At 34.7% G+C, this 22,762-nt stretch carries 21 protein-coding genes; 8 read left to right on the top strand and 13 right to left on the bottom strand.

What is annotated here, in order from left to right:
* Positions 1-428 precede the first annotated feature (428 nt).
* The 3 genes from QL232_RS25765 (at position 429) to QL232_RS25755 (ending at position 2,996) form a co-directional block, all read left to right on the top strand.
* Positions 429-1,124, top strand: coding sequence for an outer membrane beta-barrel protein (locus QL232_RS25765; protein WP_281616316.1), 696 nt, complete (start codon positions 429-431; stop codon positions 1,122-1,124).
* Positions 1,125-1,308: 184 nt separating this feature from the next.
* Positions 1,309-1,746 (top strand): tRNA (adenosine(37)-N6)-threonylcarbamoyltransferase complex ATPase subunit type 1 TsaE, encoded by a 438-nt coding sequence (gene tsaE, locus QL232_RS25760; protein WP_168885524.1) that lies wholly within the window; start codon positions 1,309-1,311, stop codon positions 1,744-1,746.
* A gap of 17 nt (positions 1,747-1,763) precedes the next feature.
* On the top strand, positions 1,764-2,996 hold the full coding sequence (locus QL232_RS25755; protein ID WP_168885523.1) for an alanine dehydrogenase: 1,233 nt from the start codon (positions 1,764-1,766) through the stop codon (positions 2,994-2,996).
* A gap of 99 nt (positions 2,997-3,095) precedes the next feature.
* Here the strand turns inward: QL232_RS25755 and QL232_RS25750 are convergent, their stop codons facing one another.
* From QL232_RS25750 to QL232_RS25740, 3 genes are all read right to left on the bottom strand, one after another.
* The gene (locus QL232_RS25750; protein ID WP_281616315.1) at positions 3,096-5,078 is read right to left on the bottom strand and encodes an LruC domain-containing protein; all 1,983 of its coding nucleotides are present in this window, start codon (positions 5,076-5,078) and stop codon (positions 3,096-3,098) included.
* Between the two features lie 168 nt (positions 5,079-5,246).
* Positions 5,247-5,660: a GNAT family N-acetyltransferase gene (locus QL232_RS25745; protein ID WP_168885521.1), complete on the bottom strand. Its 414-nt coding sequence runs from the start codon at positions 5,658-5,660 to the stop codon at positions 5,247-5,249.
* 58 nt (positions 5,661-5,718) lie between these two features.
* Entirely contained in the window at positions 5,719-6,411 is a 693-nt protein-coding gene (locus QL232_RS25740; protein ID WP_281616314.1) for a hypothetical protein, read from the bottom strand.
* 61 nt (positions 6,412-6,472) lie between these two features.
* On the opposite strand from QL232_RS25740, the gene QL232_RS25735 reads away from it, so the two are divergent.
* Entirely contained in the window at positions 6,473-6,973 is a 501-nt protein-coding gene (locus tag QL232_RS25735) for a DUF4112 domain-containing protein (RefSeq protein ID WP_168885519.1), read from the top strand.
* Between the two features lies 1 nt (position 6,974).
* On the opposite strand, the gene QL232_RS25730 is transcribed toward QL232_RS25735, so the two are convergent.
* The 3 genes from QL232_RS25730 to miaB form a co-directional block, all read right to left on the bottom strand.
* On the bottom strand, positions 6,975-7,598 hold the full coding sequence (locus QL232_RS25730) for an RloB family protein (protein WP_168885518.1): 624 nt from the start codon (positions 7,596-7,598) through the stop codon (positions 6,975-6,977).
* The gene (locus QL232_RS25725) at positions 7,576-8,865 is read right to left on the bottom strand and encodes an ATP-binding protein (RefSeq protein WP_281616313.1); all 1,290 of its coding nucleotides are present in this window, start codon (positions 8,863-8,865) and stop codon (positions 7,576-7,578) included. Before QL232_RS25725 ends, QL232_RS25730 begins: the two co-directional genes overlap by 23 nt.
* A 197-nt stretch (positions 8,866-9,062) precedes the next feature.
* A complete protein-coding gene (gene miaB, locus QL232_RS25720) occupies positions 9,063-10,541 on the bottom strand; it encodes a tRNA (N6-isopentenyl adenosine(37)-C2)-methylthiotransferase MiaB (RefSeq protein WP_281616312.1) in 1,479 nt (492 codons plus the stop codon).
* A gap of 468 nt (positions 10,542-11,009) precedes the next feature.
* Between miaB and QL232_RS25715 the strand changes: the two genes are divergently transcribed.
* The 3 genes from QL232_RS25715 (at position 11,010) to QL232_RS25705 (ending at position 17,067) form a co-directional block, all read left to right on the top strand.
* Positions 11,010-13,487 carry a DUF5916 domain-containing protein gene (locus QL232_RS25715; RefSeq protein ID WP_281616311.1) on the top strand — a complete coding sequence of 826 codons (2,478 nt, stop codon included), beginning with the start codon at positions 11,010-11,012 and terminating at the stop codon, positions 13,485-13,487.
* A 552-nt stretch (positions 13,488-14,039) separates the two neighbouring features.
* On the top strand, positions 14,040-15,590 hold the full coding sequence (locus tag QL232_RS25710; protein ID WP_281616310.1) for an AAA family ATPase: 1,551 nt from the start codon (positions 14,040-14,042) through the stop codon (positions 15,588-15,590).
* The gene (locus tag QL232_RS25705) at positions 15,580-17,067 is read left to right on the top strand and encodes a VWA domain-containing protein (protein ID WP_281616309.1); all 1,488 of its coding nucleotides are present in this window, start codon (positions 15,580-15,582) and stop codon (positions 17,065-17,067) included. Before QL232_RS25710 ends, QL232_RS25705 begins: the two co-directional genes overlap by 11 nt.
* 5 nt (positions 17,068-17,072) lie before the next feature.
* Here the strand turns inward: QL232_RS25705 and rnpA are convergent, their stop codons facing one another.
* From rnpA to QL232_RS25670, 7 genes are all read right to left on the bottom strand, one after another.
* A complete protein-coding gene (rnpA, locus tag QL232_RS25700) occupies positions 17,073-17,501 on the bottom strand; it encodes a ribonuclease P protein component (RefSeq protein WP_168885512.1) in 429 nt (142 codons plus the stop codon).
* Between the two features lie 171 nt (positions 17,502-17,672).
* Positions 17,673-17,795, bottom strand: a complete 123-nt coding sequence (locus QL232_RS25695; protein ID WP_257794019.1) for a hypothetical protein — start codon at positions 17,793-17,795, stop codon at positions 17,673-17,675.
* A 49-nt stretch (positions 17,796-17,844) separates the two neighbouring features.
* Positions 17,845-18,003, bottom strand: a complete 159-nt coding sequence (rpmH, locus tag QL232_RS25690; protein ID WP_062619986.1) for a 50S ribosomal protein L34 — start codon at positions 18,001-18,003, stop codon at positions 17,845-17,847.
* 468 nt (positions 18,004-18,471) lie between these two features.
* Entirely contained in the window at positions 18,472-19,083 is a 612-nt protein-coding gene (locus QL232_RS25685) for a deoxynucleoside kinase (protein WP_168885511.1), read from the bottom strand.
* A gap of 118 nt (positions 19,084-19,201) precedes the next feature.
* On the bottom strand, positions 19,202-19,825 hold the full coding sequence (locus tag QL232_RS25680) for a deoxynucleoside kinase (protein WP_168885510.1): 624 nt from the start codon (positions 19,823-19,825) through the stop codon (positions 19,202-19,204).
* A gap of 27 nt (positions 19,826-19,852) precedes the next feature.
* Positions 19,853-20,485: a deoxynucleoside kinase gene (locus QL232_RS25675; protein ID WP_168885509.1), complete on the bottom strand. Its 633-nt coding sequence runs from the start codon at positions 20,483-20,485 to the stop codon at positions 19,853-19,855.
* A 168-nt stretch (positions 20,486-20,653) separates the two neighbouring features.
* Entirely contained in the window at positions 20,654-20,932 is a 279-nt protein-coding gene (locus QL232_RS25670) for a hypothetical protein (RefSeq protein WP_168885508.1), read from the bottom strand.
* Between the two features lie 306 nt (positions 20,933-21,238).
* Between QL232_RS25670 and lpdA the strand changes: the two genes are divergently transcribed.
* Positions 21,239-22,642: a dihydrolipoyl dehydrogenase gene (gene lpdA, locus QL232_RS25665; RefSeq protein ID WP_168885507.1), complete on the top strand. Its 1,404-nt coding sequence runs from the start codon at positions 21,239-21,241 to the stop codon at positions 22,640-22,642.
* The last annotated feature ends 120 nt before the right edge of the window (positions 22,643-22,762 follow it).

Here is a 22,762-nt window from a genome sequence, read left to right as displayed (position 1 = left end):
TTTTCTTGAACTTGCAAATATAGAAACTATTAGTCAAATTTTCTATCCAACGCAATAAAAAAACTATTACATTTTTTGTATTTAAAAAAATAAATCATAAGTAATTAAAAATCAGTTAATTAAATTTATTGCATTATTTCTAAAAGATATTTAACAGAGATACTATATAGTACTTTTCTAATCTTTTACTGTATAAAAAGTGTATACCAAAGAAACTCAAGTTCTACTTGTGCATTACTCCAACTTTGGATCAATAGAAGAAGAGTTTTAACGATACAGAGAAATAAGACCTAATCTTGTCATACAATCAAAATCAATTTTCTTTTATATAAATAGTATATCAATTACTCTTTAATTTTTACTGTCAAATTATCGTGATATCCATTGTTTCTACATTATATTTGATATCACAATTAAAACTTCATAACATGAAAAAACTAAGTCTTATATTTTTTTGTATCGTACTATCCTATGCTTCCTTCGGACAAGGTGCATTATCTAAAATACCTGGTAATTTTTATGTTGACTTCGGCTTAACTTTTTGGGAAGATGATAGCGGACTACCTTTAGAATCTCAATCAAGATCAATCTCGATTTCTTATATGTATGAGTTTTCTTTATCACCTAGTGGTCAATTCACGTTCAATCCTGGTTTAGGTTATACTGGTGAAAACTTATTCTTTAAAAGTGGTATGACGTTAACACATGCAGGAGACCAGACAATAGCAACACCTACTAATAACCTTTATGACAATACAAAAAAGTCGAAATTAGTGGGCAATTATTTTGATCTCCCTGTTGAATTCCGATTTAGAACCTACCCTGGTAGAAATGCTTTCCGTTTTGCTTTAGGAGCAAAAGTAGGTGTATTAATGGGAGGACATACGAAAGTAAAATATGAAGACAATGGTGAAACAAGAATCGCAAAAGATAAAGGGGAGTTTAATCTAAATCGCTTCAAAGCTAGTCTTGTAGGACGAATAGGTTACGGATGGATTAACTTCTTCTGTACTTATGGATTAACTAACACTTTTCAAGACAATACTCTTGTTGATACTAATGGCAACCTAATTAACGTTAAGGATAGACCTATTACTGTAGGAATCACCATCTCCAATTTTTAAGAGTTCAAACACCAATATTCATAAAGCCTTTCTTATATTTTCAAGTATAAGAAAGGCTTTATTGTATATTATAATTCACTGACTTCAAGAAATATGATTCATCATGGTTTTTTCAAAAGAATTTTACTTAAATTCAGTTTCTGAACTTATCTCTATAAAGATCTAACAGTTATCTTTGAAAGATATGAAAGCTAATACATTAAAAATCACAACGAATTCCCTTACTGATTTACCGGAAGCAGCAAAGAAAATATTAGATTTCACTAAAAGCAGCTCTCCTGTTTGGCTCTTCGAAGGAGAAATGGGAGCAGGTAAAACAACACTAATTAAGGCAATTTGTGATGAATTAGGAGTACTTGACCATGTAAACAGTCCAACGTTTGCATTAGTAAATGAATATATGACCAATGATGCTGATACAGTTTATCACTTTGATATGTATCGTATAAAGGATGAGATGGAAGCCTTTGATATTGGTTTTGAAGAATATCTTTATAGTCAGAATCTATGTTTAATTGAATGGCCTTCTAAAGTAGAACGCTTACTACCTGATGACTGTACTGAAATTTCCATCACTACTATCGACGAAAATTCAAGAGAAATTATCGTCACTATCATGTAACTTTTTATTGAGTTAAAATGGGCAAACAACGTGAAGGCTTTGAAAAAGCTACCGAAAGTTATTTTCAATTCCATCCTCAAGAAGTGATGGAAGGTCCAGTTCATAAAAGAGGGAACCCTCTTAAAATTGGTGTTCCTAAAGAAATCAACCTTGATGAAAAAAGATGTGCTCTACGACCAGGAGCAATATCTCTTCTAATTAATAATGGATGCGAAGTTTATGTGGAGACAAATGCCGGAAAGCATGTCAATCACTTAGACAACGAATATTCAGAAGCAGGTGCTACTATTGTGTATTCTCACAAAGAGGTGATGGAATGTGATATCGTAATTAAGATTTCAGCTCCTACTATCGATGAGATTGCAGATATGAAACAAGGTAAGGCTATCATTTCTACCATTCATATGAGGGAAATCAAGAAAGATGTCTTAGTAGCTCTGAATAAGAAAAAAATCACTGCTCTAGGTTTTGAATTGATTGAAGATAAAGTAGGTGGACTACCTCTTGTTCGAGCTATGAGTGAGATTGCTGGTAGTACAGTGATGCTTATTGCTGCAGAATATCTAAGTAGTTATAATGGCGGAAAAGGAATTATCCTAGGCGGCATTACAGGTGTCCCTCCTTCAAAAGTTGTGATTCTAGGCGCAGGTACTGTTGCCGAATACGCAGCAAGAACTGCTATAGGTATGGGTGCAGAGGTAAAGGTGTTTGACAATGCCATTTACAAACTCAGAAGATTAAAGAAAGAACTGAATTACCCTCATCTATTTACGTCTGCCTTAGATAGTACCTCTATTAATGAAGCTTTAAAAAGAGCGGATGTTGTTATTGGAGCAATACATACTCACGGGGCAAGAACTCCATCGATTGTTACCGAAGAAATGGTCATGGATATGAGGGAAAACTCTATTATTATTGATGTTTGTATCGACCAAGGTGGTTGTTTTGAAACCTCAGAACCCACAAATCACAGACACCCTGTGTATAAAAAACACGGTGTAATTCATTATTGTGTTCCCAATATTGCATCAAGAGTTTCTAGAACTGCAACAGCTGCAATTAGTAATATCTTCACTCCCATCCTTATGAAAATAAATGATGAAATGAATGTAGACACCATGATGAGAAGACATCCATGGTTTTCAAAAGGAGTATATACTTACCGAGGGAGTATCACAAACCAAGCAATTGCGGAAAAGTTCAACCTACCATTAAAGAATCTCGATTTAATTTTGGCTGCAGGCTTATAAAGGTTTTACTTTTCAAAAAAATAACAAACCCTCATCTTAAAATGGCGAACCATTTATAGATGAGGGTTTTTCTTTTATTAGTAGATAGTAGTATTAGGGTTATTCTTCGTTATCTAAGTGCATTTTTGATTCTACTCTATTACCTGTATCATCAGTATACCAGTTAGAATTTGCACTACCGCTGGATTCAACGAAATTTTCAAAATTTGAATACGCATTCGTAATATCAATAGCTTCTTTCGGTGGATGGAATTTGTGCGGTAAGTGAATCGCCCATGGGTGCCCTTCTGCTGTTTTGAAATTACCATCATCAACACCATCTGTTTGTAATGATTGATTGAATTTCGATGTAGTAGGGAAATTAGCTAAATGGACTTCTTTCGTTCTATCTTTATTGATGAAAATAAATGGATTAAATGCACCAATCGGTAATGACGAAGGATCAATAGGCTCTGTAAAGGTGATCACTACTTCGAATTCATCACTCTTACTGATCTTACCAGGTCTACTTATCAATGCAAAGTGATCATCGAAAGCTACCACTACTGGTTTTTCAGGAGCAATACCACTTTCTAATCCTTTTGAATCCAAGGTTACGGCACCTGCTGTAACTCTAGATCCTGTTACACTTAAAATAGAATCTGCATGTATCGGTAATTGGAACGCAAAACCTGATGGTAAATCAGACTGTACTGTTTTTACAATATACTTTGTCTTGAACTCTACAATTTTATTGTCTGCATTACTCACACTAGTATGTCTGTAGTGTACTATAATATCGTTAAAATCGTAGTCACCTTTAGCAGGGTATAAATCCTCGAATGCATAAGTACCATAGCCATTTTCACCTGGAGTATAAGATTCAAATGCTCTTGTAGAATCATTAGGATATAAATCGAAACCATCTACAACTCCATCGCCATCTGCATCTTCGCCTGCAAAGTCTTCTTCGGTACATCTAAATGAACTTAAATCGTTCATCCTTCTTCCCATTCTTTTTAATGTCACATAGGAACCATCTTTGATGTCCATTTGAATCAACCTACTATTTTGATCATTTGTTGACGCGTACAAACGATCAAACCTGTCAATTGTAACACCTGTTAGATAGTGAGGAAAATTATCTGCACTAATACGAGTAGCATTAATAATTGTTGAGTCACTATTAAATGCCATTCGGAACATGCCTCCACTAGACACTTGATATAATGTCCCATCGGATGAAAAGTCAAAGTCACCTCCCCCATTTTGAGATCCTGTGATACCTTGAATTCTAGCATTTTTAACAACACTACCATCTGAAGGATCAATAATTGCGAAGTCTTCTTTCGCTGCGATATATAAATAACCATCACTTGGATTGATTACCATTCTTGGATAACCATCATTTAGATTATTACTTGAAGTGTTCAGTGATGCAATCAAGGTAGATGTTCCTGTTTCTTTTACATAGCTGTAGAGTTTACCTTTAACATCATAATAAATAATATTGTTCTCTCTATCATAAGTAGCTGCATAACTTGTCCCCTCCAAATCAGGGTAATCAGTTATTGCTAAATCGTTGTCCAAATTGATAGAAAAGAATTCACTGTTACCATTCACGACATAAATAAAGTCGTTACAAGTATTAGATTTTCTTGCTTGTGATGCTTCAAATGGTACTAATTCTGATTCTACATCAAATTCTACATTTACATATTCAGTAGCGATTGAAGCAGTTTCGAAAAACTCCAATCCTGCTGCTTGCTTTGAAATGTACAGTTCGTCGATATAGGTTGGTACCGACAATTCCATGTTTAGCACTCCGTTTTCATCACTGAGTCCTGAAAACATTTTGATTTTCTCTCCTGCTGGAGTTGATAAATAAGCTGTAATTAGGTTTGATCCTGCGAAATTAGATGAGGATACTTTTACATAAATTGTTTTTGTGGTTTTGTAATCGAAACCAGAAGGGACATTCACATCATTAATGCTTCCTTCTGAAATAGGGTCGTCTGTGTTGATCTCTTTATCTTTCTCATTGGTACAACCAATTAAAAGAAACAGAACAATGCTAATTGATAATAGGTTGAGTGGTCGCATTATAACGTTATTAAATATTTACATAATAACACTATAACACAGCCTTTTTAAAATTAATTCACTCAAATCGATTTTTTTTATAAAAAAGTAGATGCCCAAATCAAATTCAAGCATCTACATATAATTATATTTTCCTTTTATACTTAGAGTAAAATTAAGGGTGATTATTTATAGTTGTTTTTCCATTCTGACAAATAGAATTCCTTTACGTATAAAAGAAGTATCCGTTTGATGTAATCCCTCTCTTTCATATAAGATTGTAGCTGTTGCTCTTGCATTACACCACAATACTTTAGCTCCTTCTTCTTTTGCTAGCTTTATCACATGCTTTAGTAGAATACTTCCATACCCTTTCCCTTGCTGTTCTTGCAGAGTGGCAAATTTTCTAAACTGAACATTCTTGTCAGGATCCATAAATAATGAAATCACAGATGTTAATTCTTCTCCAACAAATAATCCTAAATGTCTTCCTTTATCATCATCTGGAATTTTGACATAAGATAGTGGTTCTTTCGGCCACATTACTTTATGTCGGATTGCCCAAGTTTGTGCAGCAGTAATATCTCTAATTTCAAATTTCATACAACAAAAAAAGCGACTAAAAAGCCGCTTTACAAATCCTTTAATATTTTCTTACATTTTAGAATGCAACTTCGACTCTAATTACCCAAGGAGAACCGTAAGTTACATAAGGAGAACCATAATATGCATTATTTGAATCGTAGGCTACATCATACAAAGCAATAATATTTACTCCTCCTTTTCTTCCTACTCCTTGAGAAACACCACCACCAATTAAGAACTGTTCCTGCCATCTTCTATCCGTAATATATCTTCTAGAAGAAGCATCATAATCTTCGATGTGCTCGTAACTAAAGGCATAGTATTCTATTTGTGGAAATATTTTTAAACCATCTCTTACGTTAATCATGTATCTAGCAAATGGTCTAAATCCATAATTATTAGTGCTGTAATCTGGTCCGATATCTGACTTATAATTGTAGTACTCATATACAAACCCAATACCTAATTGTAGGTTTGGTGTAATCAAGTAACCTACCATTGGTGTAACTGCGATTTGGGTGTAATAATTTGAAAAACCAAACCCTAAACCTCCTCCAAAAAATATTTTATCTTTTAACGGTTTATCAGAATGTTTTTGATCTTTAAAGGCATTAACTTCCGATTGTGTAGGTTTTTTGTACTGTTGTTGAGTGTAGGCATCTTTTTGTTTGGTACTATCTTCCACATAATCATAAGTTTGTGCAGACAAGTTTCCACTGAACATCAGTAAAACAAAAAGTAAAGCAATAGCTTTTATGGTATCTTTCATGGTAGATGCTTATTTTTATTTATATGAAAATACGTAAAAAAAATATATTTATTGAAATAATATGACAAATCAGACTTCCCAGTATGCCAACGATCCCTCTTATAAAACTTTAAAAAGAATTAGTTCTATCATGGATGAGGCCATTCCAATTCCTGGAACAAAACAAAGTATAGGATTAGATGCGTTTGTTGGGTTGATCCCGGGAGTTGGTGATACTATCTCTGTTTTTATTTCTGGAGTTGCCTTATTTACAGTGGCAAGAAATGGTTTACCCGCAAGACTAATCATGGCAATGACTTTTAATCTATTACTGGATTACCTCATTGGAATAATACCAGGCATTGGAGATTTCATAGATGTATTCTACAGAGCTAATAGAAATAATGTAAAATTGATTGAAGGATATTATAATCAGAACCCTCAAGCAATCAACCAAGTACAAAAAAGCTCCACAGGGTTAATGATATTCGCAGGGTTAATGTTCATATTACTGACTAGTGTTGTATTTCTTGTTGCCTATTTTGTAAAATTGGTCATTTGGCAATCAATGGGGTGGGAATAAATTATAAATCCAAAAGATACTCTACCAATACATAGACATTCGTGTAGGGTTCTCTTTCATGAAATTTAGTATTTGATTTTACACCAGAGATAAAATGCTCTTCTAACTTTTTTGCCCTTTCTATAGCCAAATCAGTCAGAGGTTTTAGCTCGTGGTAGTTTTTTGCATTTTTATGGTAACGGGACACATAATTTTGCTGGATGTATTTGATTAAATTTCCACATTTCAAATAGCGCTTATTGACGTCCACCATTTCATAGTGCAGTAAAAACCATAACTCAAAACAGATATTAGAGATAATTACTTTGATGTCATTTTTCCCTGCCAAAATGATCACTTCTTCGATATGTTTGTGATAATCTCTATCAAAGACAAGCCAAATAGTTTCGTATGGGTTTCCTTTTGTTAAGGCTTTCTTTTTTTTGAATATCGCTTCTCTCACTAAACCTAATGGGCTATGACTTTTAGGTTGATATACTTCAATATCAACAGCAGATAAAGTTCTTCTTTTTGCTGCATCATGTTTTAAACCATTAAAATAATTGGGTTCTGTTTTAGCTCCCTCACAAAGAATCAATACTCTTTGGCGAAGGGAATTATTCTTATCTCTCCTTCTGTTCCTCATCGCCTTGTATGTTAAAGTCAAACTCTAAACCTAATTGATTAATTGCAGGTGTTCCTCCAAATTTACCAGTCAGGTACCATTCCTCTAGTGGTACTTCTTTTTTCAAGTTAGGAATATCAGAAACCGATGATACTTCAGTCTCTCCATCTTCCGATCTCTCTGAAAGAAAAACTTGGTCGAAACGAAATAGATCATCATTTAATAAAGAAGCATCGTGAGTAGAAAATATCAATTGTGCTCTTTTAGGGTTCGTATTTGGATTATGAAAAAGCTTAATTAGTGCTCTTGTTAGGTGAGGATGCATACTCTGATCAAGTTCATCAATAGCAAGTGTATCTCCCGCTTCCAATACTCTTAATATTAACCCTCCTAAAGCTACTAGTTTTCTAGTACCAATAGATTCCTCTTTCAACTCAAATAATACTGGTTTTTCAGTATCTTCAGAATGATGCAGAGTTTTTATTTGAAACCTTCTTCTTCCTTCAAAAAGTCCCATTAACTCCGAATCTTCCTGAACAACATCAATCCCTTTTATCCCAGTGTCAGCATTATACACTAATTGACTCAAATTCTTCAGAAATCTTCCTGATTCATCATTGACAATGTGTTTTGCGATTCCTTGTAATAAAGCATCATCATATACTGATCGATAAAGGATATATGCTCTCAAATGACTCTTGAAAAACCTCCATGGAGCCATTAATTGACCTAAACCCAATTGAGCTCCCTTCGCTAACATTAACTGATGCGGTAGTACATGCCTTGCTATAGACTGTTTATCACCTTTAAGTTTCTTACCAAAGACTACAGGCAAATTTTCACTTCTTTCAAAAAGCTTAACTCTTCTGTTTTTGGGGTAAGAATACAAAGCCTCATGTGTTACACTTTCGGCGTCTCTAGACAATTCATATTCATACTGAACTCCATCTGACGCTATAAATCGAATATAGAAATTTGTAGGAAGCTCCCTTGACATTCGATCCAAACGGAAAGGAACATAGGCTTTAGCTCCTTCTCCTAACACACTATCATGCCCCTCTTGTACCATTACGCTAAGTGCTTCCAATGCTCGTAATAAGTTACTTTTTCCCGAAGCATTAGCACCAAAAACAACTGCAGAAGCCAAAGTCTCTGTTTGTGGATAATTGGAATGGGTTAACAATCTATTATCCTTGGAAATTTTTCTTACTCTTCCTGATGGAAGTAATGACAACACCTGTTCATTTTTAATAGACCTAAAGTTGGTCACAGAAAATTCTATCAACATGGCTTTTTGAGATAAAAAGTAAATTAATAGTGAAGCACTGATTATAAGGGAAGATACAAAATATTGAGATAGTAATTGATGATGTTGCTCTCCAAGTAATGGGTTATATAGAATAAAAAAAGGGTTTTAGAAGACTTATTACCCTTCTAAAACCCTTAATATAAACATCACAGATCTTGTGATGTTTATTTCAAGTATTAAACTTCTACTAGTTCTCCTAACAATGTACCACCTGTACAGTCATGTACTTTAACATGTGCATATGCACCGATTTGTGCATTTCCTTTTGGGAATACTACTACTTTATTTGCAGAATTTCTACCTTGGAAGTGTTCTTGTGAACGTTTAGAATATCCTTCAATCAATACTTTTTGAGTTTGACCAACATTTAAAGCATTACGTTCTGCTGAATGTATACGTTGTAATGTTACAATTTCTTGTAAACGACGTTTTTTCACTTCTTCAGGAATATCATCTTCAAATTTCTTTTCTGCTAATGTTCCTGGTCTCTCTGAATAGAAGAACATGTAACTGAAATCGAATTTCACATACTCCATCAATGACAAGGTATCTTTATGTTCCTCTTCTGTTTCTGTACAGAAACCAGCAATCATATCAGAAGAAACACCACACTCGTTTCCTAAAATTTCTCTAATCTTATCAATTCTATTAATGTACCATTCTCTATCATAAGTACGGTTCATAATATCAAGAACTCTAGAGTTGCCAGACTGTACTGGAAGGTGGATAAACTTACAGATGTTTTCGTACTTTTTCATAGTATATAGTACCTCGTCTGTAATATCCTTAGGATGAGAAGTTGAAAAACGAATACGAAGTTCAGGAGAAACTTGTGCTACCATTTCTAACAAATTAGCAAAGTTCACCACTTCTTCTACTTCTTCCTCCTTCTCTTTTTTCTCTAATCGAGCTTTATTGTTTTCTTCACCAGACCACTTGTATGAATCTACATTTTGGCCTAATAAAGTAACTTCTTTATATCCTTGTTCGAATAATTCTTTTGCTTCTTGTACGATAGAATGAGGATCTCTAGAGCGCTCACGACCACGAGTAAATGGCACTACACAGAAAGAACACATGTTATCACAACCTCTCATAATAGAGATCATTGCTGTAATACCATTTGAATTCAATCTGATTGGAGCAATATCCGCATACGTTTCATCTCTAGATAAAAATACATTGACACCTTTATCTCCTTCATCAACATCACCGACAAGTTTAGGAAGATCTCTGTAAGCATCGGGTCCAGCCACGATATCTACCATTTTTTCTTCTTCCAGTAATTGAGTTTTTAGACGTTCAGCCATACAACCCAATACACCGATGATCATTCCTGGCTTTCTTTTCTTTATCTTATTAAATACAGTTAGACGCTTACGAACAGTTTGCTCTGCTTTCTCACGGATTGAACATGTATTTAAAAAAACTAGGTCTGCTTCTTCGACATCATTAGTTGTTCCGAAGTTATTTTCCTGCATTACTGAAGCTACAATTTCAGAGTCAGAAAAATTCATCTGACAACCGTAACTTTCAATGTATAACTTACGTTGTCCTTCAGCTGCAGTGTTGTCAGTTACCTTAACTTCACAAGTCACAGCTTTCTTATCAACTTCTTCACCAACAAAGTTGATATCCTTAATTAAATCGCTCATTACGTTAGGAATTTAAGACAGAAGGTTGAGGATTTTCAGTCCTCCTAATTCTGAGCTTAATGATTCAAAAATTAATTAATACACATCTAAGTGTTAATTCCGGTCGCAAAAATAACATTTCAAAATACAATCAACAATTTTGTTTAGAATTCATTGACATTCACGTTATTATTCGAGTTGGTTTTAAAAAAGGATATTTAAAAGTATTTACTGAAAATATATTTTTACCGTTTAAAAAATTGATAATAAATCATAAAAACAACCTGTATAATTAAGGTAAAATAAGTTTATTAGTTAATATTAATTAATCATATTGATTAATTATTATGAATTGTACATTTTGTAGTGTGTAACTAAATAAATGAACTTTTAATTAAATATTCCACTACCATTTTGTCCCCTTTCAGAAGCTATATCATCTTTCTGTGTGCATTCCTTCCGAGTATATCTTTTGCACAATTACATCGCATGAACATAAATGCATGGAACACACATGATGCTCCGAAAATTGATGGTATTCTAGACGATGAAGTCTGGAGTGATCCATTGAACATGACAAATCTGACGGCAAGTCTTAACGGCCATTATTTAAATAATGATGAGGCTGATAAGTATATCTATGAAGGATATTTTACTCAGAACTGGCCGAACAATAATCAACCTTCAAGACAAAAAACCAGATTACAGGTAGCCTATGATGATTATGCTATTTATGTAAGTGCTCAACTATACGATACTGCTCCTGATTCTGTTAGAACAAACCTAGGCGGTAGAGACTCTGGAAGTGGAGCGGCAGATTCATTTATTGTTTCTTTTGATACATACAACAAGCAACAGGATTGTTTTGAATTCGAAGTAACTGCGGCTGGTGTACAAAGTGACAGAATGAGAGGTATGTCTGGCTGGGATGGCAACTGGAATGAAGTATGGCAATCTGCAGTTCAGAAGAATGAAGAAGGATGGGCTGTCGAAATGGCAATACCTTACCGAGCTTTGAGAATGCCTAACGCCAAAGAAATGGTATGGGGTGTCAACTTTGGTAGAGTAATTAAACGTTCTAACGAAACGGCTTTCTGGAATAATGTTGATGCCGAAAAACAAGGATATGTTAATCAGTTTGGGTCATTAAGAGGGTTATATGACATCAAACCTCCATTAAGACTTACATTATCACCTTATATCAGTAATGTGGCAGTAAGTAAACAAGGTTCTGATAAAATTGCGAATACATTCTCTGGTGGTGCCGATTTAAAACTAGGGTTAGGACAAAGTTTTACATTAGATGTTAGTTTAGTTCCTGATTTTTCTCAAGTTCAAGCAGACAATGAGGTACTCAACCTATCGGCTTATGAAGTTCAATACGGAGAGTTTAGGGATTTCTTTAGACAAGGTACTTCAATCTTTAATAAGTGGGGACAATTTTATTCACGAAGAATTGGTCAGAGTCATGTTGCTCCTTCTGATGATCACCTACAAGACAATGAAGAGTTTATCTTCAAACCTAATGACGCTCCTTTAATCAACTCTATAAAACTTACTGGTAGAACAGAAAAAGGACTCGGTGTTGGTATCCTTAATTCCATCACTAATGTTAGTTATGCAATTATTGAAGATACGCTAACAAATGAAACAAGAACTGTAGAAGCTGATCCTCTTACCAACTTCAATATCATTTCTGTTGATCAAAACTTACCTAATAATTCATCTATTGGTGTGATCAATACAAATGTTCGTAGAGGCCAAGGACATAAATCTTCTAACGTATCCTCTGGTCACTTCAACTTGTATGATAGAAACAATATGTTCCGCTTTAGAGGTTTTGGAGCTTTAAGTCAAGAATTCAATACTGAAGTAGGCAATAATGGTGAAGACGAGAGGTTAACAACTTTAGGACATCGCTTTGATTTAGGACATGGTAAAGTTTCAGGAAACTGGCACTACTGGGTATCTACAAATGTAGAATCGGATACTTACAACCCTAACGATTTAGGATATAATAGTTCTAATAACGCTATTCAAGTAAGAGCAAACACTTCATGGAATCAATATAAAGGAAAAGGTATTTACCAAAGATATTGGGTGAGAGTTGGATACAATGAGGACCATCTTTATGCACCAAAAGCATTTATGTATAGAAACTTATGGGGTGATGCAGACATGCTTTTCAATAACTTCTGGAGTGTGAGGTTAAATGCAGCTATTACGCCGCAAATGAGTTACGATTACTTCGGACCAAGAGAAGAAGGCTATCGCTTTGCTCAATATCCATCACATGATACAGGAGTTACACTTAACTCTGATGGTAGTAAAAGGTACTCAATCAGCATGAGAGCTAGTATATGGCAAAGACAACATTTCAATCAATTGGATGATTATTACCGTTATGGGCAAACATATAGGGTAAATGACAAATGGGATTTGAACCACCAAATTGCATGGAGTCAAAATAGAAATGAAAAAGGATATGTCACTACCGAAAAAGATGAAAGTGATAATGTCGAAGCAGTAATCTATGGAGATAGAAATGTAAAGACCTTAGAAAATAATTTCTGGACGCAATATACTTTCAACAATAAGATGTTCTTAAAATTGAGATTAAGACACTATTGGAGACAAGTTGCTTATGATGAATTTTTCGATTTAGCTAAATCAGGAGAGTTATTAACTTCAGACTTTTCTGATGTCAATGAAGATGGAGAAAAAGAACATGATGCCAACTATAATACATTTAATATGGAAGTATCGTATAGTTGGGAATTCCTTCCTGGCAGTTTTGTTACTGCTATGTGGAGAAATGAACTAGGGTCAAATTCTCATAACTCACATTATAACTTTACAGAAAATGTAAATGAGATGTGGAAAGAAGCTCAAGTAAATACACTTTCTGTTCGATTAATGTATTTCTTGGATTATCAACAAGTAAAAAGAGGAATTAAGAGCATGTAATTTTCTTAATTATCGAAATAGATTGATAAAAAAATAAAGCAACCTTATTCAGCGGTAGAATAAAGGTTGCTTTTCTCATTTTTTGCCAGCTTAAATTAACAAGCTTCAAAATTGATAGTAATTCGGTACTTTCATACGAGAAGTACAGTAATCAGATTCTGTTTTTAACCAGTTCGGCTTTCGCCATTAAGATTAATTAGTGAAGTTAGTTTTTAATAAAACAATCATTCTGTTCTATTCTTTTACCCATATTTCACACTTTAGACAAGGCGTTTACAGATATGTAATCACTGTAATCAAAATTTTTTCAATTTATTTACTTCTACATAGTGTTAGAGTGTTTTTCTTTCATAAAATGCCGTTTTGATTATAAAATCATCAAAAATTCTTTCGTCAAAGAACATAAATCGCTTTTCAAGAAAAAAATATTCAATATTTTAGGGCACTAATTTACACTTATCGCTAACTTAAGAGGTTAGCATTTCATTATTTAGATCGGAATTATCGGTCTCATCACGAAGAGATTGATATTAAAATAGAATAAGCGAGACGATGAGCGAACTCTCAAACTTAGCCTACGACGTACGTAAGCGATCAAAGAAACTACTGGGTTTACTTGGAGAAGACCTTCATGAAAAAGAAGATGTTCTTTCATTAGCGATGTTAAGCGCCATTGCCGGCGAAAGTATTTTTATGTTAGGCCCTCCCGGTGTTGGTAAAAGTATGATTGCAAGACGATTAAAATATGCCTTCAAAGGCGGCGATTCATTTGAATATCTAATGAATAGATTTAGTACTCCAGATGAAATATTTGGCCCTATCTCTATATCAAAACTTAGTAAAGAAGATAAATACGAAAGATTAACAGACAATTACCTTCCGGGATCTTCTGTAGTCTTTCTTGATGAAATATGGAAAGCTGGACCTTCTATTCAGAATGCCCTTCTTACTGTACTAAATGAAAAAGTATTTAGAAATGGTGATCAAGAAATAGAAGTAAAAGTACATGCACTTTTATCCGCTTCTAACGAACTTCCTGCTAAAGGCGAAGGACTAGAAGCTATATGGGACCGTTTCCTGGTAAGAGTTTATGTGGATAGAATTATCGATGAACAAAAGTTTTTCGATATGATTACGTCTTCTAAACTTACTACACCTATTGTAGACGAATCATTGAAGTTCGATGAAACTGAAGTAGACGGTTGGAGCCCTATCATTGACACTGTAAAAGTACCACAAGAGATACTTAGTGTCATATCGATTGTTAGAAAGTATATAGAACGCTACAACCAATCTTCTAAAGGAGAAAATGAAGAAAGCATTTATGTTTCTGACCGTAGATGGCATAAGATTGTTCGGTTATTAAGAACCTCTGCCTTTATGAATGGTCGAGACCGCATCGATCTATCAGATTGTTTCCTTATTTCCAATTGTATTTGGCATACTCCTGATCAAATTGATATGGTGAGACAATGGGTAACCAGAGCTGTTCAAAAATATGGTTGGAGTGCGAAGTACAGCATGGAAACTGTCCGCTCTCAGTTGGTATCTTTTGAGAAAGATGTTGATAGTATGACAAAAGAAGAAAAAGAGCTTCTTATTGAAACACCTACTATTATCGATGATGATTATTACATGATTGAAAACTTCATCGGAATCAATAACCGTATCTTAGCAGATGACTTTGAGATGATGGGCCGAGGTGCTTCTGATGTTATGTTATACTCATCTACAGGCAGAACGGAAACCTTTACGATTGGTAAGATTTCAGATATTGAAATCGAAGTACGTATGGGACATGAATATCATAAATATCAATTAAGATCTTCCAAAGAACAGCGTTTAGGTAAAGTAGCAAGAAGCATCACCGACGATGTAAAAGTTCAACTTAATAAAGAAGCTGATCTACTATTAAAATATTTGGATAAGATTTCAACAGAAATCGAAGAAGTGCGTCACAGTAGAGAAGAAGGTGTAGGTAAAAACATCTTCCTTTCAGAAAATTGGCGTTCATTGATCGATGAAAGTTTAAATGATCTGTGGAAACAAATTCTTAATTATAAACTTCAAACAGAAAAGTTAAAACGTAGTTATGGAGGATAAAACTTCTTTTGATGAAATCGAGAAGTTTAAAATGTTCTCTTCACTTGGAGAAACCGATGACCGCCAGGTTTTAGCTTCTTATTTAACGGAAATAGCCAGAGGACACCAGCCTGATATTAGAAACTCAGAATTTTCTGATATGGCTCTTGGCTATAAGTTTATTATTGATGATATCTTAGAAACACCTGGTTTAAAAGATTCCATTCATCGACATGCATCTTTGAGAGATCATGTGGTAAAGGAGTTAATTACGCATATTGAAAATATTGCAGAAACAACCTCAGAACCTCCACAAATTGATCGTCAGAGAAAACGCCTTAGTTTACCATTCGGAATGCGTTCTGGTAACGCCAACGGTGATAAAGGTCGATCTACTAAAGGAATGATGTCGAAGCTGATTGAGAGTGTTCGTAAAATGCTTGGAGGTAAAACCCAACAAAAGCAAGACGACCTCAAAAAGAAGCTTAGTGATAATGCCACAAAGTTCGACAAAAGTCAACACCTTATCAGCCAATTGATGGACCATCTTGGGCTAGGGTTTGAAAAGGCTAAAGGGAAATGGCAAAGTACTGGTTTTGATGTACTCACTCGATACGAACGTCTGCTCGAAGATGAGGAGATGCTAAAAGAGTTAGTAGAATTACTAGGTAGATATGCCAGTGCAGAACTTGAAGAAGAAAAGGAACAACTGGAAGAAATATCAATTCAACCTTTCAGAAGAACTTTCACTCATGGTAAAGAGTCTTTGATTGGTGTACATGAAAGTGATGATCTATCACAAATATTACCAACAGAAGCAGCCTTATTAGGAAATGAAGATACTGAGTTGATCTTTTACAAAAAGTTTGTTGAACATAAACTGCAAACTTTCGAGCTAAAAGCAGAAGAACGTCCTCCAGTAAAAGAAGAAGGAAAGAAAAGTCAGAAAGTAAGTACTAAGGAAGACGTTGTTGGGCCGGTAATTCTTTGTATTGACACCAGTGCATCCATGTTAGGAAAGCCAGAGCAAATTGCCAAAACGCTATGCTTTGCAATTATGAAAATGGCTTTGGAAAATAAACGAGAATGTATTCTTTTTTCTTTTGGTGCGACTGAGGATGAAATTGAGAAGATTGACCTAAGCAACTTAAGGGAAGGCTTAGAACCTCTAATACATTTCCTTTCTATGTCATTTAGTGCAGGTACCAATGCAGGACCAGCGTTACATGCAGCTATCGATCAGATGCAACAGCCAAACTACAAAATGGCAGATTTGATATTGATTACAGATGGAAAAATTCCAGAGTTATCTACTGATATCTTGCACAAATTGAGAAAAGCACAATCAAAAGACAGTAGATTTTATGCTGTTACCTTTGGTGCTGAGAATGCTCCAGAGTTGAAGCCTTTTGACTTAGTTTGGAAGTATCGAGCCAGTAAAAAAGAGAGTTTAGCTGAGTTTGCTAGAAAAATCAAAAAACTAAAAAGGAAGAAATAGAATAATTATTCAACTTCTTCTTTTTCGATATATTGATCAACTAATCTATAAAGAGATGCCTTCATTTTTCTTTCAAGGAAATTGTAAGGCTCTTTCTTTTTAGAGACATAAACAAACGAAATTGCCTCAATGCTTTTTTGAGGATTTTCTATGTTTAAGATATTTTTATTTAGGCGATAAGCTTCCTTCAATTGACGTTTAACCCTGTTTCTATCAGAGGCATTCTTGAAGGTTCTCTTTGATACTGAGAATAAAACTTGAGGGGGTATTGGAGCTGTAGTAAGATCATCCGACAAAGTGTAATATACTTTGTATGGAAAACAAAAAACAGATTGCCCTTTCTTGAACATCTGCTCTATTCTACTCTTACTCTTAAGGTGCTCACACTTCGGGAAAGTGGACCTTGTATATGTTGGCAAATTATTCTGCTCCATAAGAAACTACTTTGCACTTTTTTGAAAGGTCTTTAAATAAAAAGTGAAGGTTCGTCGTACTTGCTGCCGCCGAACCTTCAGCTCTTTAACCTTTTCGCGGGCTTCCGTAGAGCACCATAAAGATGCTCTACAGAGACGCAAGATAAAAAGCTGCTAGACTATGTCAGTCAATTAAGCGTTAGCGGCAGCTTTTTGTTTTTTTGCAACAAGGCGTTCAGCTTTTTGAACTTGACCTTTGTTGTAATTCAATTTCTCTTGATTTTTCAAGATTTTTTTTGCGATACGAGTTTTCATCACATTAATTTTTTAGTGTTCTGAAACACACTCTATTTTAGAGTGCTAACTACGCCTTGTGTTTTCTTGAGTCAGAAACTGTAAGGCTCTTTCTTCCTTTTTTTCTTCTCGCTGCAAGAACGTTACGTCCGTTTGCTGTTAGCATACGTTGACGGAAACCATGCTTGTTTCTTCTCTTGCGGTTCGAAGGTTGAAATGTTCTTTTCATCGTACTATGTAAGATTAGAATTTTTCGGCTTGCAAAAGTAAGCATACTTCTGCAAAATGACAAACCAAATATGACTGACAATCAATTAAAATCCTATTATTATGATTGAATTTCAATGACATTAACAGAAACAACTTATAAAAAGTGCCTTTAATTGACTGATAACGGCCTATTTACCTAAGAATCCATAGTTTAAACATTAGTCAGAAAAAAATATCAATTAATTCTTAACAGATATTTTCCATTGATTATTTAAGCTAAGAAAACCCAGTTTTGCTTGTCGGCTGACAAAGGTAAGTAATTAGTTTTAAAATATTCTTATTACTAGGTAATTATTATTTCTTTATTCACTGAAAAATTGATCTTATTAACAGCTATAAATCAACAAGTTACCAATAAATAAAAAAGTCATATAGTTTATATACTGTTGTACATACTATATGACTTAAAATTGAGCTCAGTTGTGTATTATACTACAGAAAGTAAATCATCCACTTCTGATACAATTTTATAAAAATCTTCTGATCGCTCTACAAAATCAACATCTTCCATTTTTAAACGGAGCAAAGGTCCTTCGTAGTTATCGATCCATTCATTATACAATACGTTCAGTCCCTTCAAATAATCTTCTGGGATAGTTTGTTCATACGAACGTCCTCGCTTCTGAATTTGAGAGATTAATCGTTCATAATCTGTATCAAGGTAAATCAATAGATCAGGCTTTGGCAATTGAGACGACATACTGACAAAAAGCTTCCAGTAAGATTCAAAGTCTCTTTCATCCATAATACCTGAAGTATGAAGGTTACGGGCAAAGATATGAGCATTTTCATCAAATGAACGGTCTTGAACAACCGCCTTGTTGCTAGTACGAAGATCAAGCATTTGCTGAAAGCTGTTATCTAGAAAACGAATCTGAGTATGAAAAGCCCATCTTTTCATATCGTTATAGAAATCCTCTAAATATGGATTATCGGCAGTACTTTCAAACTCCGCTTTCCAACCAAAGTGTTCTGATAACATTTTTGTAAGCGTAGTTTTCCCTGAACCAATATTCCCTGCTATGGCAATGTATTGCATTATATCTTGAAGTCTAAACTTGTGATGTAGGTTAATAAATAATCGATAAGAAGTCACAAAAAACGTGTGTCATTTTAGATAACACACGCTTTTAAAATAGTATTCCTCTTGTTCAGATTTATACACGAGCTTTTTGTGCGTGTAATTCAGCATCAATGCTTCCAATAATTTGTTGAAGGTCTGCCGAGTTCTCTACGAAATCTTTATCCTCCATATCGATAATTAATAATTTACCGCTATCATAATTGGAAATCCACTCTTCGTAGTACTCATTTAGACCTGTAAGATAAGCTCTAGAAATACTTTGTTCGTATTCACGGCCACGTTTACGAATATGATCCAATAATTGTGGTACGCTTGTTCTTAAGTAAATCAATAAGTCTGGAGCCGGAGCTGTTTCTGTCACAGAATCGAATACAGACTTAAAACATTCTGCATCTCTATCCGTAAGATGACCATCCGCATTCAATTGACGAGAGAAGATGTGTGCATCTTCATATAAAGATCTGTCTTGAATGATAGGCTGTTCTGTTCTTGAAACTTCCATTACCTGACGGTAACGACTGTTTAAGAAATATATCTGTAAAGGGAATGCCCATTTAGACATGTCCTCATAAAAATCTTCTAAGTAAGGGTTGTCGTCTGCACTTTCATAGCGTGGTTCCCAACCAAAGTGCTCAGCAAGTTTACCCGTTAGCGTTGTTTTTCCACTACCAATATTGCCTGCGATTGCGATATACATGTTTTTTGTTTTTTTGTTAGTAATGAATTAAGCAAAAGAACCTTGAGGTACTTTACGGATACGCATCGCAGATTCAATAGCTGAAGCAATACGTTCGAAGTCTTGAGAGTTTCCTACGAAATCTACGTCATTAACATCAACAACAACTAAACCTCCCTTATCGTAATTGTCTACCCACTCTTCGTATAAATCATTTAGATTTTGTAAGTATTCAACTGGGATTGTCTTTTCGTAATCTCTACCTCTTTTTTCGATATTCTGAAGTAATTTCGAAACATCGGCTCTTAAATAGATTAAAAGATGTGGAGGTGTTGCTTTAGCCTCATAAAGTTTAGATAGAGCAGTGTAGTTTTCAAAATCTCTTTGATTCATCACACCTGATCGGCGAAGGTTTTCTGTAAATACATAAGTACCCTCGTATAAGCTTCTATCTTGGATAATTGGGTTTTCTACAGTAGCTTCTTTTACCTGTTCAAATCTATGGTTTAAGAAGTATGTTTGTAAATGGAAAGCCCATGCTTCCATATCTTGGTAAAAATCCTCTAAGTATGGGTTGTTTACTGTGCTTTCATACAACGCTCTCCATCCGAATCGTTCTGACAGAAGACGCGTTAAAGTGGTTTTACCACACCCAATGTTCCCGGCTATTGCTATATACATGAAATTAAAATATCTGAAGTAAGAAGTATTTTTGTATGGCTATTGCCTATAATTTAATAGTTGCTGCAAATATATAGTATTTCGAGTTGCTAAACATCTGTATTTGAAGAAAGACTGTTAATAAGCGAGCAAACAACTATTAATAATTGATTACCAATTATTTACTTGTTATTTAAACAGATAATACATAAGACCAAACATTGCTGCTACAATAAATGCTCTTATAATCATAGGCTTATGTTCTGTTTTTCTTTGCCTTGATCTTGTAAAGTCAATTCTGTCTTCAATGTTCTCTATATTCTTCTCTTTCTCTTCGTCCGATTGAGAGTATTTCTCATGAAGAGCTTTTATTCTAGCATCGCGTTCTTCTTTTTCTGCATCATAATAACGAGTGGTAAAATCGAAGGTACGGTGTTGAAGTAATTTAAAAAACGGTGATCTTTTCATAGCAATCTCTTTATTTAAGTAAACAGGTTTCTAAAACGGAAGTTTCTCCTCAATACCAATTAATTAAAGATAATTCATCTATTCAATGTTATACTGATATTAATTCGTAATAAAGATTAAAGTAAATACTTTGCTGATTTCTCGCTTATTATTAATAATTTTTTCTATACAAAGGTACGATATATTAAAGGTAATTGATGCATCGTTTTTATTTTGTTTACGAACGTGTATTTTTGCATGGGAATTTTTATCAATTCCCTTAAGAAAACGAAAAACGAAAAGTTATATATTAACAACATTTGAATTATGTCAGCAACGAAATTTGATTTAATTGTTATCGGTAGTGGTCCTGGTGGATACGTGGCAGCTATCCGAGCTTCTCAACTAGGTATGAAAGTAGCCGTAGTAGAGAAAGCCGAAGTGGGTGGTATCTGCTTAAACTGGGGATGTATTCCTACGAAAGCACTTTTAAAAAGTGGTCAGGTATTCCAATACATCAACCATGCTAAAGACTTCGGTATTAATGTAGGTGAAGCAGAAGCTGATTTCCCTGCAATGGTACAAAGAAGCCGTGGTGTTGCTGCTGGTATGAGTAAAGGTGTTGAGTTCTTGATCAAAAAGAACAAAATCGAGAAATTACTAGGTTTCGGTAAATTAGTAGGCCCTAAGCAAGTTGAAGTAACTGATGCTGAAGGTAAAGCTACTGTTTACGATGCAGATAATATTATCTTAGCTACAGGTGGTAGAGCAAAAGAACTTCCACATATTAAGATTGATGGTGAAAAAATCATTGGTTACCGTCAGGCAATGACATTACCAAAACAACCTAAGAAAATGGTTGTAATGGGTTCTGGTGCTATCGGTGTTGAGTTTGCTTACTTCTATAACTCAATCGGTACTGAAGTTACAGTTGTTGAATACTTACCACGTATCGTACCTAACGAAGATGCTGACGTTTCTAAAGAATTAGAGCGTAACTTCAAGAAACAAGGTATTAACGTAATGACTAATGCTGCTGTACAAACTGTTGATACATCAGGAAAAGGTTGTGTAGTTACTGTAAAAGACAACAAAAAAGATAAAGAAACTACTATCGAGTGTGATGTAGTTCTTTCTGCAGTTGGTGTTGAAACTAACTTGGAAGGTATCGGTCTTGAAGAAGTAGGTGTTGCTCACGACAGAGGTAAAGTATTAGTAAACGATTACTATACTACTAACATCCCTACTGTTCACGCTATCGGTGACATCGTTAAAGGTCCTGCTCTTGCACACGTTGCTTCTCACGAAGGTATCATCTGTGTTGAGAAACTTGCTGGTTTAACTCCTGAGCCAATGAACTATGGTAACATCCCAGGATGTACATACACTGTTCCTGAAGTAGCTTCAGTAGGTATGACAGAAGAAATGGCAAAAGAAGCTGGTTATGAAGTGAAAGTGGGTAAATTCCCATTCTCTGCATCTGGTAAAGCTTCTGCTGCAGGTCATAAAGAAGGTTTTGTTAAAGTAATCTTTGATGCTAAGTATGGCGAATGGTTAGGTTGTCACATGATTGGTTCTAACGTTACTGAAATGATTGCTGAAGCAGTTGTTGGACGTAAATTAGAAGTTACAGGTCATGAGATCATCACTGCTGTTCACCCTCACCCGACTTTATCTGAAGCGGTGATGGAAGCAGCTGCGTTAGCTTACGACGAGTGTATCCACTTGTAATCATCCAAGATTCTATAATATTATAGATACATGCCACTATACTTTTTATGTGTAGTGGCTTTTTTATTGTAACTTCGTACTACTTAAAGCAACTTATAATCAATCTATTACCTCTTCAAA

The organism is Flammeovirga sp. SubArs3, from assembly GCF_947387565.1.
GTDB lineage: Bacteria > Bacteroidota > Bacteroidia > Cytophagales > Flammeovirgaceae > Flammeovirga > Flammeovirga agarivorans.
The sequence above is the reverse complement of the archived record's forward strand: the minus strand, read 5'-3'. Positions and strand labels throughout refer to the sequence as shown.